Origin of the sequence: Rhodococcus sp. C-2 (genome assembly GCF_027854095.1) — a bacterium.
Taxonomy (GTDB): Bacteria; Actinomycetota; Actinomycetes; order Mycobacteriales; family Mycobacteriaceae; genus Rhodococcus_F; species Rhodococcus_F qingshengii.
Genome location: NZ_JAQGFI010000004.1, coordinates 469,062 through 482,885, shown reverse-complemented (window position 1 = coordinate 482,885; position 13,824 = coordinate 469,062). Strand labels below are relative to the sequence as shown.

12 protein-coding genes are annotated in these 13,824 nt (G+C 64.9%); 3 read left to right on the top strand and 9 right to left on the bottom strand.

Annotated features, from left to right (window positions below; all coding sequences use genetic code 11):
• Positions 1-27: 27 nt before the first annotated feature.
• The 8 genes from ligA to PCS43_RS11375 form a co-directional block, all read right to left on the bottom strand.
• Positions 28-2,109, bottom strand: a complete 2,082-nt coding sequence (gene ligA, locus PCS43_RS11410; protein WP_007729389.1) for an NAD-dependent DNA ligase LigA — start codon at positions 2,107-2,109, stop codon at positions 28-30.
• Between the two features lie 80 nt (positions 2,110-2,189).
• Positions 2,190-3,212, bottom strand: coding sequence for a methionine synthase (locus PCS43_RS11405; RefSeq protein ID WP_209448589.1), 1,023 nt, complete (start codon positions 3,210-3,212; stop codon positions 2,190-2,192).
• On the bottom strand, positions 3,209-4,321 hold the full coding sequence (mnmA, locus tag PCS43_RS11400; protein WP_042447455.1) for a tRNA 2-thiouridine(34) synthase MnmA: 1,113 nt from the start codon (positions 4,319-4,321) through the stop codon (positions 3,209-3,211). Before mnmA ends, PCS43_RS11405 begins: the two co-directional genes overlap by 4 nt.
• A complete protein-coding gene (locus tag PCS43_RS11395) occupies positions 4,321-5,550 on the bottom strand; it encodes a cysteine desulfurase family protein (protein WP_019747909.1) in 1,230 nt (409 codons plus the stop codon). The genes mnmA and PCS43_RS11395 overlap by 1 nt, the downstream gene beginning before the upstream one ends.
• A gap of 52 nt (positions 5,551-5,602) precedes the next feature.
• A complete protein-coding gene (locus tag PCS43_RS11390) occupies positions 5,603-6,502 on the bottom strand; it encodes a lysophospholipid acyltransferase family protein (protein ID WP_054827837.1) in 900 nt (299 codons plus the stop codon).
• Positions 6,502-7,338: a GNAT family N-acetyltransferase gene (locus PCS43_RS11385; RefSeq protein WP_003944707.1), complete on the bottom strand. Its 837-nt coding sequence runs from the start codon at positions 7,336-7,338 to the stop codon at positions 6,502-6,504. Before PCS43_RS11385 ends, PCS43_RS11390 begins: the two co-directional genes overlap by 1 nt.
• A gap of 135 nt (positions 7,339-7,473) precedes the next feature.
• Positions 7,474-8,430 carry an electron transfer flavoprotein subunit alpha/FixB family protein gene (locus PCS43_RS11380; RefSeq protein WP_003944698.1) on the bottom strand — a complete coding sequence of 319 codons (957 nt, stop codon included), beginning with the start codon at positions 8,428-8,430 and terminating at the stop codon, positions 7,474-7,476.
• A gap of 48 nt (positions 8,431-8,478) precedes the next feature.
• Positions 8,479-9,279, bottom strand: a complete 801-nt coding sequence (locus PCS43_RS11375) for an electron transfer flavoprotein subunit beta/FixA family protein (RefSeq protein WP_003944754.1) — start codon at positions 9,277-9,279, stop codon at positions 8,479-8,481.
• A gap of 271 nt (positions 9,280-9,550) precedes the next feature.
• Between PCS43_RS11375 and PCS43_RS11370 the strand changes: the two genes are divergently transcribed.
• Genes PCS43_RS11370 through PCS43_RS11360 form a run of 3 tightly spaced genes read left to right on the top strand, consistent with a single transcriptional unit; the run spans position 9,551 to position 13,127 of the window.
• Complete coding sequence (locus tag PCS43_RS11370) at positions 9,551-10,330, top strand: class I SAM-dependent methyltransferase (RefSeq protein ID WP_042451468.1); 780 nt, start codon at positions 9,551-9,553, stop codon at positions 10,328-10,330.
• Positions 10,331-10,359: 29 nt separating this feature from the next.
• Positions 10,360-11,886, top strand: coding sequence for a 1,4-alpha-glucan branching protein domain-containing protein (locus PCS43_RS11365; RefSeq protein WP_209911574.1), 1,527 nt, complete (start codon positions 10,360-10,362; stop codon positions 11,884-11,886).
• Positions 11,883-13,127, top strand: a complete 1,245-nt coding sequence (locus PCS43_RS11360) for a glycosyltransferase family 4 protein (protein ID WP_003944732.1) — start codon at positions 11,883-11,885, stop codon at positions 13,125-13,127. The genes PCS43_RS11365 and PCS43_RS11360 overlap by 4 nt, the downstream gene beginning before the upstream one ends.
• A 10-nt stretch (positions 13,128-13,137) precedes the next feature.
• On the opposite strand, the gene PCS43_RS11355 is transcribed toward PCS43_RS11360, so the two are convergent.
• Complete coding sequence (locus PCS43_RS11355; protein ID WP_042451128.1) at positions 13,138-13,773, bottom strand: maleylpyruvate isomerase family mycothiol-dependent enzyme; 636 nt, start codon at positions 13,771-13,773, stop codon at positions 13,138-13,140.
• Positions 13,774-13,824 lie beyond the last annotated feature (51 nt).

Here is a 13,824-nt window from a genome sequence, read left to right as displayed (position 1 = left end):
CACACCAATCTCAGAAATCGGACAAAGTCACTCTGGTTCGTCCAAATCGGTGGGAGCGACCGCATCCGGGCCATCTTCGAGCAACCGCCGGAAGCCGTCTTCGTCGAGCACCGGCACACCCAATTCGACCGCCTTGTCGTGCTTGGAACCGGGCGCTTCACCGACGACGACAAACGCAGTCTTCTTCGAGACCGACCCTGCCGCCTTGCCGCCGCGCACCAGAATCGCTTCCTTCGCCTGATCACGCGAGTAGGTCTCGAGCGAACCGGTGACGACGATCGAGAGGCCCTCGAGATTGCGCGGAATCGAATCGTCGCGTTCGTCCTCCATGCGTACTCCGGCCGACGCCCACTTGTCGACGATCTGCTGGTGCCAGTCGACGGAGAACCACTCCACGACGGCGGCGGCGATAGTCGATCCGACGCCGTCGACTGCAGCCAACTCGTCGACCGAGGCTTCCCGAATGCGTTGCAGCGAGCCGAATTCGCCGGCCAACGCCCTCGCGGCAGTGGGGCCGACGTGCCGAATCGACAGTGCCACAAGCACTCTCCACAGCGGCTTGTCCTTGGCCGAATCCAGGTTGGCCAGCAAGCGTTTTCCGTTGGCGGACAGGGATCCCGCATTGGTGCGGAAGATCGGAACTTCGATCAGTTTCTCGGCGTCGAGTGAGAAGAGATCGCCCTCGTCGCCGATGACCTTCGCCTCCAACAGCCCGGTCGCGGCCTCGTAACCGAGCACCTCGATGTCGAATGCACCGCGCCCCGAGACGTGGAACACGCGCTCGCGCAACTGCGCCGGGCAGTACTGCTGATTGGGGCATCGCACGTCGACGTCGCCCTCTTTCGCGGGTGCCAACAACGTGCCGCACTCGGGACAATGTGTCGGCATGACGAACTCGCGCTCGGTACCGTCACGAACGTCTGCCACGGGACCGAGAACCTCGGGGATGACGTCTCCGGCCTTGCGCAACACCACGGTGTCGCCGATCAGCACACCCTTGCGCTTGACCTCCGAGCCGTTGTGCAGCGTGGCCAAGGACACAGTGGAACCCGCCACCGTGACGGGTTCCATGTACGCGAACGGCGTCACACGACCCGTACGTCCGACACTGACCCGGATGTCGAGGAGCTTGGTCGTGACCTCTTCCGGCGGGTACTTGTACGCGATAGCCCACCGTGGTGCGCGCGACGTGGTGCCCAGACGTCGATGTAACGACATCTCGTCGACCTTGACCACCAACCCGTCGATCTCGTGCTCGACGTCGTGGCGGTGTTCTCCCCAGTACTTCATCTTCTCGACCACGGCGTCGGCGCCGACCACCCGTGAGGTGTGCGTGGACACCGGCAGACCCCAGGCGGCGAGGGCCACGTAGGCGTCGTACTGCGAGGCCGGCTCGAAACCTTCCATGCGCCCGAACCCGTGGCAGATCATTCCGAGGCGGCGACGCGCGGTGACGGCAGGATTCTTCTGACGCAGGGAGCCCGCCGCGGAGTTGCGCGGATTGGCGAACGGCGCCTTCCCCTCCTCCACCAGGGAGGCATTGAGTGCTGCGAAGTCCTCGAGGCGGAAGAACACCTCGCCACGCACCTCGAGCAGGCTCGGAATCGGGTACTCGTCCGTGGCGGTAAGGCGCTCCGGGATGTCGTTGATCGTCAGAGCGTTGAGCGTGACCAGCTCGCCCGTACGACCGTCACCGCGGGTTGCGGCACGAACGAGTTTGCCGTTCTCGTAGACGAGATTGAGGGCGACACCATCGATTTTCACTTCACAGAGATAGTGCAGTTCCGGCCCGGTTTCCTGCTCTACCTTGGCGATCCATGCTCGGAGCTCCGACTCGTCGAAGACGTTGTCGAGGCTGAGCATCCGCTCGAGGTGGTCGACGGACGTGAAGTCCGTCGCGAATCCGCCACCGACGAGTTGCGTCGGAGAGTCGGGAGTTCGCAGATCCGGGTACTGCTCTTCGAGAGCATTGAGCTGCCCGAGCAATGTGTCGAATGCACCGTCCGAAATGACGGGCGCATCACGAACGTAGTAGCGGAACTGATGCTGGCGTACCTCTTCGGCCAGCTCCGTCCACTGCTCGCGCGCCTCGTTGGGCGCTGGCTGCATTGCATCCGCGGTTTCAGTCACAGCTAGAAGATTATCGGTTCACACCGACACACCACACGACTCACATCGGAACGCACACACTAGAACGCCGACGGATCGTCCACCAATGCCTTGCCGACGTCTGTACACAGCCGAAGGGCGGCACGAGCCCAGTCGAGGTTCGCACCCGAAAGACCGCAACGCGGAGTGATCGCGACCTGGGTCTGCAGGAGTTCACGCGAGAAGCCGAGACGATCTACCAGTGTGACGGCGGGCATCGCACACTCTTTCCACGTCACCGGCTTTTCCGGCTCCACGGACGGAACCAGACCGAGCGCCAATTCCTTGCCGGCGTCGAACAACTGGCCGATACCGTCGAGATCGCGTGAGCCGATGAGCGACATGTCGAAGCTCACGCCGAACGCCTGGCTTCGCCTCAGTAGATCCCACGGCATGTCTGTGCCGCAGCTGTGGACGATTGTGGGCTGTCCGCAACCGCTGATCGTCGAGTCGAGTACGGCGAGTGCCTCGGGTTCCGGCAGTGCCGGAACGCTCTCCATCTTGGTGCGCCCAGGCAGCGAACCGGCCAGAACTGCCGCGATCTGCGGCTCGTCCAACTGGATCACCACTGCGGCGCCGGTGCGGCGAGTGACCTCGGCCGCATGACGCGCGAGACCCTCACCGAGTGATTCTGCGACGTCGCGGAGCGCACCGCGGTCGACGAGAACTCGCGAACCGTTTGCGACTTCGATCTCGGCGCCGAGTGTCAGCGGGCCGGCGACTTGGAGCTTGACGACGTGGTCTTCGCCGACCAAGCGCGCTGACTCCCAGGCTTCCTCGAGCGCGTCGAGATCCTGATTCAGAAAGTCCTCGGCTCGCTTCGCGACATTGCCCCTCCGAGGCACGACTCGATAGGCACGGGTCGAGGCGTCGAGGTTGATATCGACCAGAATTGCCCCCGCCCGGCCGACCATGTCAGCGCCGAGTCCGCGGCTCGGCAACTCCACCAGATGCGGGAAACCACCCAGCTCGCCGAGGATGGTTGCGGCACTTTCGCGGGCATCCGTGCCCGGCCAGGATCCGATTCCGGTGACGAGACCACCGATGGAAACCTGCTGCGTCACAGTGTGTTCGGCTCGGATTCGGTACCCGAGATGGTGCCACTGCCGAGAACCTGGTCGCCCAGTTCGCGGTCGGGGCGATACAACACGACGGCCTGTCCCTTTGCGACGCCGGTCAGTGGTTCGCGCAACGAGATCGAGATACCGCCGCTTGAAGTACCGTCGTCGACGGCCTCCGCAACGGCCTGCGCCAGTCCACCGTGCGCACGAACCTGCACCATGCATTCGACGGGGCCCTCCGGCGCCTGGCCCGAGGTCCAGATCGCACGCTGCGCCGAGATGGCCCAGACGTCGAGATTCTTGGCCGAACCCACTCGGACCGTTCCGGTTTCGGGCTCGATCGCGGTCACGTACCGCGGACGGCCGTCACCCGCCGGACCTTCGACGCCGAGACCCTTGCGCTGTCCGATCGTGAAGCCGTGTACGCCGTCGTGTGCAGCGAGGACTTCACCCGAATCGGCGTCGACGACGCTTCCCGGACGAACGCCGATGCGCGCACCCAGGAATGCTCGTGTGTCGCCGGTCGGGATGAAGCAGATGTCGTGACTGTCAGGCTTGTTCGCCACAGCCAGACCGCGCTCGGCGGCTTCCTCGCGGATCTGTTCTTTCGGTGTGTCACCGATCGGGAACATCGCTCGCGAAAGCTGCTCAGCCGTCAGCACACCGAGGACATACGACTGGTCCTTGTCAGCGTCGACTGCCCGGCGCAGGACGCCGTCTTCGAGGCGCGCGTAGTGACCGGTCGCCACGGCGTCGAAGCCGAGAGCGACTGCACGGTCGGCGAGTGCGGTGAACTTGATCTTCTCGTTGCAGCGCAGGCACGGATTGGGGGTCTCACCCGCTGCGTACGACGCCACGAAGTCGTCGATCACGTCTTCCTTGAAGCGATCGGCGAAATCCCAGACGTAGAAGGGTATTCCGAGAACGTCGGCGGCGCGCCTGGCGTCGCCGGCATCTTCCTTCGAGCAGCATCCACGCGAACCCGTCCGCAATGCGCCCGGCGCCGTGGACAAAGCAAGATGAACGCCGACGACGTCGTGTCCGGCGGCGACAGCGCGGGCGGCGGCGACAGCGGAGTCGACACCTCCGCTCATGGCTGCGAGTACTCGCATCAGCGATCCCCTCCACGCGAACCGGCACCGGCAAGACCGGCGGCCCGAGCGCGCTCTACTACTTGTGGAAGCGCAGCGATGAGCGCGTCCACATCGGTGACACTCGACGTATGTCCGAGCGAAAATCTCAGTGAGCCACGCGCGACGGGCGATTCGACGCCCATCGCGATCAAGACGTGGCTGGCCCTGGCCACACCGGCGGTGCAGGCCGAACCGGTGGAACATTCGATACCGGCAGCGTCGAGCAGCATCAGCAACGAATCGCCCTCGCAACCGGGGAAGGTGAAGTGCGCGTTACCGGGAAGCCGATCGGAACCGGTCGGGCCGTTGAGCACCGACTCGGGAAGGATCTCCAGGACTCCGTCGATCAAACGGTCACGCAACTGCGCCAATTCCCTTGTGCTGGAATCGAAGTTCTCGACGTTTGCGCGCAGCGCCGCAGCCATCCCGACAACGCCCGCAGTATCCGGAGTGCCCGAACGCAGATCACGTTCGTGTCCGCCGCCGTGGAGGAGCGGCACACACGGAACCTGGCGTCCGAGCAGCAGTGCGCCGACGCCGTGCGGACCACCGAACTTGTGTGCCGCGATGCTCAGCGCGGACAACTTGCTCGCCGCGAAATCGACCGGCAATTGTGCAACTGCCTGAACCGCGTCGCTGTGCATCGGAATCTCGAACTCAGCCGAAATCTCCGCCAACTCCACGATCGGCATGATCGAGCCGACCTCGTTGTTGGCCCACATCACCGTCACGAGTGCTACCTCGTCGGCGTGGACGGAAAGCTCGTCACGCAAGGTCTGCGGGTCGACGACACCGTTCTCGTCGACCGGCAACCACGTCACGCGCGCGCCCTCGTGCTGCTCGAGCCACTCGACGGCGTCGAGCACAGCATGATGCTCGACGGAGCTGGCCAGGATGCGAGTGCGTCGCGGGTCTGCGTCACGGCGAGCCCAGTAGATGCCCTTGACCGCGAGATTATCGCTCTCGGTGCCTCCGGAGGTGAAGATGACCTCCGACGGCCGCGCACCCAGGCTGGCGGCGATCGATTCGCGCGATTCCTCGACGCGGCGCCGGGCCGCACGGCCGGAGCCGTGCAGCGAGGACGCGTTGCCCACGGTTTTGAAGGTATCGGTCATCGCCTCGATAGCGGCTGCCGACATCGGAGTCGTGGCGGCATGATCGAGGTACACCGGAAATCCGGCGTGGGCACTGTGTGCAGGCAGAGTCATGGCTTGACAAGGATAGCCCAGCACGAGAGTTCGACCAGCCTCGCTCAGCAGGCTAAGCGCTCATCGCCGGGGAAGGATCGATTTGTCCCATGGCTTGTGTCACGAGTTCCGGTGCGGGGTCGAAGATGTCGTGAGCTGCCAGATCGATGATGTCGACGCCGCGTACGGCGCTCTCGCATCGCTGCGCGAGATCGGCTCGACACTCCCCTGCCTCCTCGAGCGGAGCCAGCCTGACCTTCACCTCGACGTTCTTCTGACGCAGGATCCGACGGATGGACTGACCGATCGTTTCGGTGCCGACAAAGCAGGGTCCGGTGCACAGGGAACCGTCGGCGTTCTCGTAGCGGATCGCCATCGGCTGAACCGGGCATTCGGCGTCGACGGCTGCTTGGAACATCGCCGGACGAAAACCGCCGTACGCCCGCCCGCACCAGGTCGTTCCCTCGGGGAACACCATCACCCGGACACCTCGCTGCAGGCGTTCGCGAACGACGTCGACGGTTCCGGGGAGTTCACGCAGGCGAGCGCGGTCGATGGGGACGACGCGCATCCGGCGCGCGAGACCGCCGAGCACTGCCCAGTCGAGCAGGTCGGCGCGGGCGACGAAGTTGGCCGGAGCAACGGCGCTCGCGACGAGGACGTCGGTCCAGGACACGTGACCGGCGACAACCATGACCCCGTCAGGTTCCGCGCGCCCCAACCGCTGGTCGTCGACCGTCAGCTTCATCCCCAGACAACGAAGCAACGCGCGCGAGTATCCGCGTTGCATCTCAGTACGCCAGGTGCGCGGGAGGAGCCAGCCGGCCGAAAGCACAGGCGCAGTCAACAGTGCGGCACCGACCATGACCCCGCGGGCCATCACGGTGATACTCGACACACCGGGTGCGTCCGCGGGTAGGCACCCGTCGCCGCAGGGGCTCGTCGGCACCCAGTACGGCACCGCCGCGGTCATCAGCCGATCCCCGACTCGTGTGCGGCGGCCGCCGATCGCAGCCGTTCGAGGTACCGCTTGTTGGCGGAGTGAAGGCCTTGCAGCGCAACAAAATCGGCCACACCGAACTCGGGATCGTGAGCAGGTTCCCCGCAGATCATCGCGCCCATCCGCAAGTAACCACGGAGCAACGGTGGCATCGTCACGCGTTCCGGTGCGGCGATCTCGTCGAGCGTCAGACCCCCGAGGACCACCGGGTTTCGTGGGATCACCCGCCGCGACCCCGGACTGGCGTGCTTGTTCATCACGAAGTCACGGACGCCGCGGACATCGGCGCCGGCAATTGAATCGGGGCTCGGCAAGACGGGCACGGAGACGCAGCCCATCACCCACTCGTATCCGGTCAATTCGAGATAGTGCAGGATGCCCGACCACATCAGGCTCAGGACGGATCCGGTGCGGTGAGCGGGATCGACGCACGCGCGACCCATTTCGACGATCCTGTTCGCCACCGGATCGAGCGCGGAGATGTCGAATTCCGTTGCGGTGTAATACCCACCGGCCGCCGCAGCGGAATCCGGCGGCAGCATTCGGTAGCAGCCGACGTACTCCTCGGTGATGTTGTCGCGAACGAGAAGATGATCACAGAATTCGTCGAAGGCGTCGGCGTCGAGTTCGAACACCCCGGCCGAAGCGGGGAGGGAGAAGCCTGGCTCGGAGGCGAACACTCGGTATCGAAGGCGCTGCGCAGCGACACGATGCTCGCGGTCGGAGGAGACGATCAGGGAATATCTCGGCTGGGCGACCTCACGGCCGAGATTGTCACTCGCGGAGCGAAGGACTGACGTAATTGTCATGCGCAAGGTTTATCGAGCGCGAACGGCGTCTCGGTATCGACGAAGTGACATGCCGATGCAGGCCGGGTGAATAAAGCACTGTGCGCCTTTATCAACCGCGGGGGGTTGATAAAGGCGCACAGCAGTTTGTGCTTTTCAGCCCTTGTGGGACTTCACAGCTTCGGTGAGCTGCGGTGCGACGTTGAACAGGTCGCCCACGATGCCGAAGTCGGCGATCTCGAAGATGGGTGCCTCTTCGTCCTTGTTGACCGCGACGATGGTCTTGGACGTCTGCATGCCGGCACGGTGCTGGATGGCACCGGAAATGCCGAGCGCGATGTACAGCTGCGGCGAGACCGTCTTACCGGTCTGACCGACCTGGAACTGTCCGGGGTAGTAACCCGAGTCCACAGCGGCACGCGAAGCACCGACTGCAGCGCCGAGGGAGTCGGCCAGCTCTTCGACGACGGAGAACTTGTCCGCGCTGCCGACACCACGTCCACCGGAGACGACAACCGACGCCTCGGTGAGCTCCGGGCGGTCGCCGCCGACGATGGGCTCACGCGAGGTGACCTTGACGGCACTCTCGTCCTGGGCCGGAACCTCGACGGTGATCTGCTCGCCTGCGCCGGCCTGCGGAGCAGCCTCGACTGCGCCCGGACGAACCGAGTAGACCGGAACGTCGCCGTTGGCCTTGGCCTCGACAGTGAACGCGCCACCGAAGATGGAGTGGACGCCGGTGCCGTCAGCCTTGATCTCGATGACGTCGGTCAGCAATCCGGAGCCCAGACGTGCGGCCAGACGACCGGCAACCTCTTTGCCCTCGGTGCCGGCTGCGGTGATGACTGCTGCCGGGCTGGTGGACTCGACCAGAGCGGCGAGAACGTCGACCTTGGGGGTGACGAGGTAGCCGTCGATGTCGTCGGACTCGGCGACGTAGATCTTCTCGGCGCCGGCTGCTGCCAGAGCGTCGGCGAGCTTTGCTGCGGTGCCCGCGGGGCCGGCGACAACTGCCGACGGCTCACCGAGTGCGCGTGCAGCGGTGATGAGTTCGGTGCTGACCTTCTTCAGCGCACCCTCTGCGTGCTCTACGAGCACAAGTACTTCTGCCATGACTTAACTCTCCCTGAGTTCTTCTGCTGGATGTCTAGAAGGGCGCGATCAGATGACCTTGTTGCTGACGAGGTACGCGGCAATCTTGGTGCCACCGTCTCCCTCGTCGACGATGCGCTCACCAGCGGTACGGGGGGGCTTGGGGGTGGAGGACGTCACGGTGGTGCCGGCGTTGGCAACTCCGACGGTCTCCGGGTCGACTCCGAGGTCGGCCAGCGTGTAGACGAGAACTTCCTTCTTCTTCGCGGCCATGATGCCCTTGAAGGACGGGAAGCGCGGCTCGTTGATCTTCTCGGTGACCGAGACGATCGCGGGCAGCGAAGCCTCGAGGCCGAAGACGCCCTCGTCGGTCTCGCGCTCACCGGTGATCTTGCCGTCGGCGACGACGACCTTGCGCAGCTGCGTGAGCTGCGGGATGCCCAGGTACTCGGCGATGATGGCCGGAACAGCGCCGACGCGGCCGTCGGTGGCCTCGTTGCCGGCGATGATCAGGTCGGCAGGCTCGTCGTTCTCGAAGGTGATCTGGCCGAGAGCAGCAGCGAGCGTCCATGCGGTCTGGATCGCGTCGGAGCCGTGCAGTGCCGGGTCGTTGATGTGGACGGCCTTGTCGGCGCCCATCGAGAGAGCCTTGCGGATCGCGTCGGTGGCGCGGTCGGGACCTGCGGACAGCACCGTTACCTCACCGCCCTGAGCTTCCTTGATGAGGAGTGCTTCTTCGACGGAGCGCTCGTTGATCTCGTCGAGGACTGCGTCGGCGGCTTCACGGTCAAGCGTGTAGTCGCCGTCGGTCAGCTTGCGCTCGGACCATGTGTCGGGGACCTGCTTGATCAAAACAACGATATTCGTCATGGGTCTTCGTCGACCTCCTGTGTGTAATTCACCTGATAAATCGTCTGTGGTGCTCGCGCAGTCCGAGCGTCCGAAAAGAGAGTCCGACAGGTCTCCCTACGGGCGAATTTCTCGGTTCACGTCGGCTGTGCGTTAGATTACCCCACGTTAAGTTACCGGTGGGTAACTTAACGTGGAACCTCGTCCACCATAACGGCACGAACAGGAATTGACAGCAGTGATCTGGACCACGGCGAACACGTTCTACTCGGATGGCACTAATCTCGCACGGGTGAGTGAAACGAGTGTCAGCAACCACGAGGACGCACCCCTGCCCTTGACGGGCGAACGAACCGTGCCAGGAATCCCCGAGGAGAACTACTGGTTCCGACGCCACGAAGTGGTGTACCGCGCACTTCTGGAGCGCTGCACGGACCGCCGAGTCCTCGAGGCCGGTTCCGGAGAAGGCTACGGCGCCAACATGATTGCGGACGTCGCAACAAAGGTTACCGGCCTCGACTACGACATCTCCGCGGTCGAGCACGTCCGTGCCCGCTACCCCCGCGTCGAGATGCTCCACGGCAACCTCGCCGAGCTTCCACTGGCGGACAACTCGGTTGACGTCGTCGTCAATTTCCAGGTGATCGAGCACCTGTGGGATCAGGGTCAGTTCCTACGCGAATGCTTCCGAGTTCTCGCTCCCGGCGGTGAACTTCTGATCAGCACCCCCAACCGGATCACCTTCTCCCCCGGCCGCGACACGCCGCTCAACCCTTTCCACACTCGTGAGCTCAACGCCTCCGAAATGACCGAATTGCTCGAAGACGCCGGATTCCGCGTTCAGTTGATGACCGGCGTCCATCACGGTTCGCGCCTGAAGGAACTCGACGCCAAGCACGGCGGATCGTTCATCAATGCGCAGATCGACCGCGCGTTGGCCGGCGAGCCCTGGCCGGAAGATCTCACCCGCGACGTCGAGGGCATCACCGTCGACGACTTCAGCATCAGCGAACCCGACATCGACGACAGCCTCGACCTCGTCGCTATTGCCGTGAAGGAAACCGGCGAGTGAGTAACGCAACACCCGTCACCGAACCGGGGATGTTCGCCCTGGTTCTGCACTCCCATCTGCCGTGGCTCGCCAACCACGGCAGATGGCCAGTCGGCGAGGAATGGATCTACCAGTCCTGGGCTGCGTCGTACATTCCGCTCGCCGCCGCGCTACGACGCCTGGCCGACGAGGGCCGATCGCACCTGCTGACGCTGGGAATCACGCCCGTACTCGCGGCCCAGTTGGACGATCCCCACTGCCTCGCCGGGATGCATCACTGGCTCGGCAACTGGCAGATCCGCGCCCACGAGGCTGCCGGCATGCCGGACGCGGCGCACCGCGAACTCGGCGCGCGCGAACACCGGGCGTCAGCTGCCGCTCTCGCAGATTTCGAGACTCACTGGCAGCACGGCGCCTCACCGGTGTTCCGCGACCTCATCGATCGCGAGGCCTTCGAGCTTCTCGGCGGGCCGCTGGCCCACCCGTTCCAACCGCTGCTCGATCCTCGATTGCGGGCGTTCTCCCTCCGCGAAGGTCTCGCCGACGCGCATGCCCGGTGGAGTCACACTCCGACCGGGATCTGGGGACCCGAGTGCGGGTACACCCCGGGCATGGAGCGCGGGTACGCCGAAGCGGGCGTCACCCACTTCATGGTCGACGGCCCCGCCTTGCGCGGCGACACGTCCCTCGGCCGCCCGGTTCGAGAATCCGACGTGGTTGCATTCGGCCGCGACCTGCAGGTCAGCTACCGCGTCTGGTCCCCCAAGTCCGGATATCCGGGTCACGCCGCCTACCGCGACTTCCACACCTACGACCACGAGACGGGTCTCAAGCCGTCGCGGGTCACCGGACGGACCGTCGACTCCGCCGACAAGTTGCCGTACGACCCCGAACTCGCTGCGGCCGCCGTCGACAAGCATGTTGCCGACTTCGTCGAAACCGTTCGGGCGCGTCTGCGCAGTGAATCCACCCGCATCGGCCGCGACGCCCTGGTGGTCGCAGCTTTCGACACCGAACTGTTCGGGCACTGGTGGCACGAAGGCCCGCAGTGGCTCGAGAAGCTCCTGCGCGCGCTTCCGGAAGCCGGAATTCGCGTCGGCACCCTCGCCGACGCCAAGGAATCGGGATACGTCGGCGAACCCGTTCAACTCGAGGATTCGTCCTGGGGATCGGGTAAGGACTGGCGTGTCTGGGCCGGCGATCAGGTGTCCGACCTGGTGCAACTGAACTCCGAAGTGGTGGAAACCGCGCTCGGCACCGTGGACAAGTCTCGCGGACGCGACAACGCACCCGGACGACCGGAACTGCGAAACCGCGTCAACGATCAGATACTTCGCGAGACACTGATGACAGTTTCGAGCGATTGGGCATTCATGGTGAGCAAGGATTCGGCCGCGGGGTACGCCCGCGAACGTGCGCACAAGCACGCCCATGCGACCAGGGAAATCTCCGAAGCGCTCGTTTCCGGCCGCGATGCCGTCGCCGTGCGACTCGCCGAAGGCTGGAATCGCGCCGACGGGTTGTTCCCGGGACTGGATGCTCGCCGTCTACCTGACACAGAACTGAGTCCGTCGTGAAAATTCTCATCGTCTCGTGGGAGTACCCACCGGTCGTCGTCGGCGGGCTCGGTCGACACGTCCACCATCTCGCCACCGAGTTGGCTGCTGCAGGCCACGAGGTCGTGGTTCTCTCGCGTCGCCCCTCCGGAACGGATGCGTCGACGCACCCGACGATCACGCACATTTCCGAGGGCGTCCTTGTCGTCGCAGTGGCCGAGGACCCCGCGCACTTCGTCTTCGGCGAGGACATGCTCGCGTGGACCCTCGCGATGGGTCACGCGATGGTCCGTGCCGGGATGGCGCTGCACAAGCCAGGAGTGGGCGAGGGCTGGCAGCCCGACGTCGTGCACGCGCACGACTGGCTGGTCGCACATCCGGCGATCGCCCTGGCCGAATTCTATGATGTCCCACTGGTTTCCACACTTCACGCCACCGAGGCGGGTCGCCACAGCGGCTGGATCTCCGGACGCATCAACCGCCAGGTCCACTCCGTCGAGTGGTGGCTGGCAAACGAATCCGACTCTCTCATAACTTGTTCGGCGTCCATGCAGGAAGAAGTGACCGAGCTCTACGGCCCGACGCTGCCGCCGATCACCGTCATCCGCAACGGAATCGACGTGACCACGTGGAACTTTCGCGAACGTGGACCGCGATCCGGACCACCGAAACTCCTCTTCGTCGGCCGCCTGGAATACGAGAAGGGCGTGCAGGACGCCATCGCAGCACTCCCCCGAATCCGTCGTAGCCACCCCGGCACGACCCTCGCGATCGCGGGCGAAGGCACCCAGTTCACCTGGCTCTACCAACAGGCACGCACGCATCGCGTCGCGCGGGCGGTGGACTTTCTCGGCAACCTCGATCACACGGAACTGCTCAGCTGGCTGCACGGAGCGGACGCCATCGTCCTGCCGTCGCGCTACGAGCCGTTCGGAATCATCGCCCTCGAAGCGGCGGCGGCCGGCACTCCGCTGATCACGTCCACCGCAGGCGGACTGGGCGAAGCCGTCGTCGACGGGGTGACGGGGATGTCCTTCCAACCGGGCGACATCGCCGGGCTCACCTCGGCTGTCCGCGAGGTACTCGACGATCCCGCCGGGGCGCAGGAACGGGCAGTGGCCGCCCGCGCACGCCTGACATCGGACTTCGACTGGCATCAGGTCGCCGAGGAGACTGCTCACGTCTACGCGGGCGCAAAGCGTCGGGTGCGGCAGCCGTTGGCACGGCCACAGATTCCCGAGCGGCCGCTCCCTGGTCGCTGACGCGCTGACCTCAGCGGGTCGGGAGGGGCGCGGTGAAACGAGAACTCGCATCCCCGAGCAGATGGCCTGGTGGCAGCATCCGGCCGCACAGCACGAGCAGGAGATCCTGCGCCGCCCCGTGAACCTCGGCGCCGGCACCGTACGTCCAGTCTCGGTCGTCGGCGCGCAGCCGAGCGCCGTCGAGGTCAGTTCCGAAATACTTCACGGTTTTGGGCGAGAGTCCGCTGAGCACACGAGTGAGCCGGTCTTCGGGCACCACGTAATCGTCGCCGAGTGCCACGCGAATGTCCTGACCGTGGATCACGTCGTGCGAGAGCGCACCCTCGAAGCCGCCGCCTGGTGGCTTCCACGGGTGTGCAACGTTGTCGCGAAGCGAGGCAAGCAGTTGTCGCTCACCGACTTCGGACGCATCGGCGAGCGCTCGCCGGTTCGACATCTTGTTGAAGTTTCCGCGTGACTTGACCATTTCCACGACGAATCGCGGCGCCGAGTATCGGTAGGGCATGGTGATGTGCGCGATCACTTCGCGGACCCGCCACCCCTCGCACAGGGTCGGCGCGTTCCACTGCTCCGTGCTCAGGCCTTCGAGAAATCCCACCAGTTCGCGGCGCTGCGCCACGACCCATTCGGGTGTCTGTTCGCTCATGTCGGCACTCCTTTCACCGGCGCAGACTTTCGGCGCCGATACCGATACAGA

Coding starts and splice junctions, on each gene's coding strand:
- PCS43_RS11375 (WP_003944754.1), bottom strand. CDS start 9,279: ATGACGAATATCGTTGTTTTGATCAAGCAGGTCCCCGACACATGGTCC.
- mnmA (WP_042447455.1), bottom strand. CDS start 4,321: ATGCGAGTACTCGCAGCCATGAGCGGAGGTGTCGACTCCGCTGTCGCC.
- PCS43_RS11380 (WP_003944698.1), bottom strand. CDS start 8,430: ATGGCAGAAGTACTTGTGCTCGTAGAGCACGCAGAGGGTGCGCTGAAG.
- PCS43_RS11390 (WP_054827837.1), bottom strand. CDS start 6,502: ATGACCGCGGCGGTGCCGTACTGGGTGCCGACGAGCCCCTGCGGCGAC.
- PCS43_RS11365 (WP_209911574.1), top strand. CDS start 10,360: ATGTTCGCCCTGGTTCTGCACTCCCATCTGCCGTGGCTCGCCAACCAC.
- PCS43_RS11355 (WP_042451128.1), bottom strand. CDS start 13,773: ATGAGCGAACAGACACCCGAATGGGTCGTGGCGCAGCGCCGCGAACTG.
- ligA (WP_007729389.1), bottom strand. CDS start 2,109: ATGCAGCCAGCGCCCAACGAGGCGCGCGAGCAGTGGACGGAGCTGGCC.
- PCS43_RS11385 (WP_003944707.1), bottom strand. CDS start 7,338: ATGACAATTACGTCAGTCCTTCGCTCCGCGAGTGACAATCTCGGCCGT.
- PCS43_RS11395 (WP_019747909.1), bottom strand. CDS start 5,550: ATGACTCTGCCTGCACACAGTGCCCACGCCGGATTTCCGGTGTACCTC.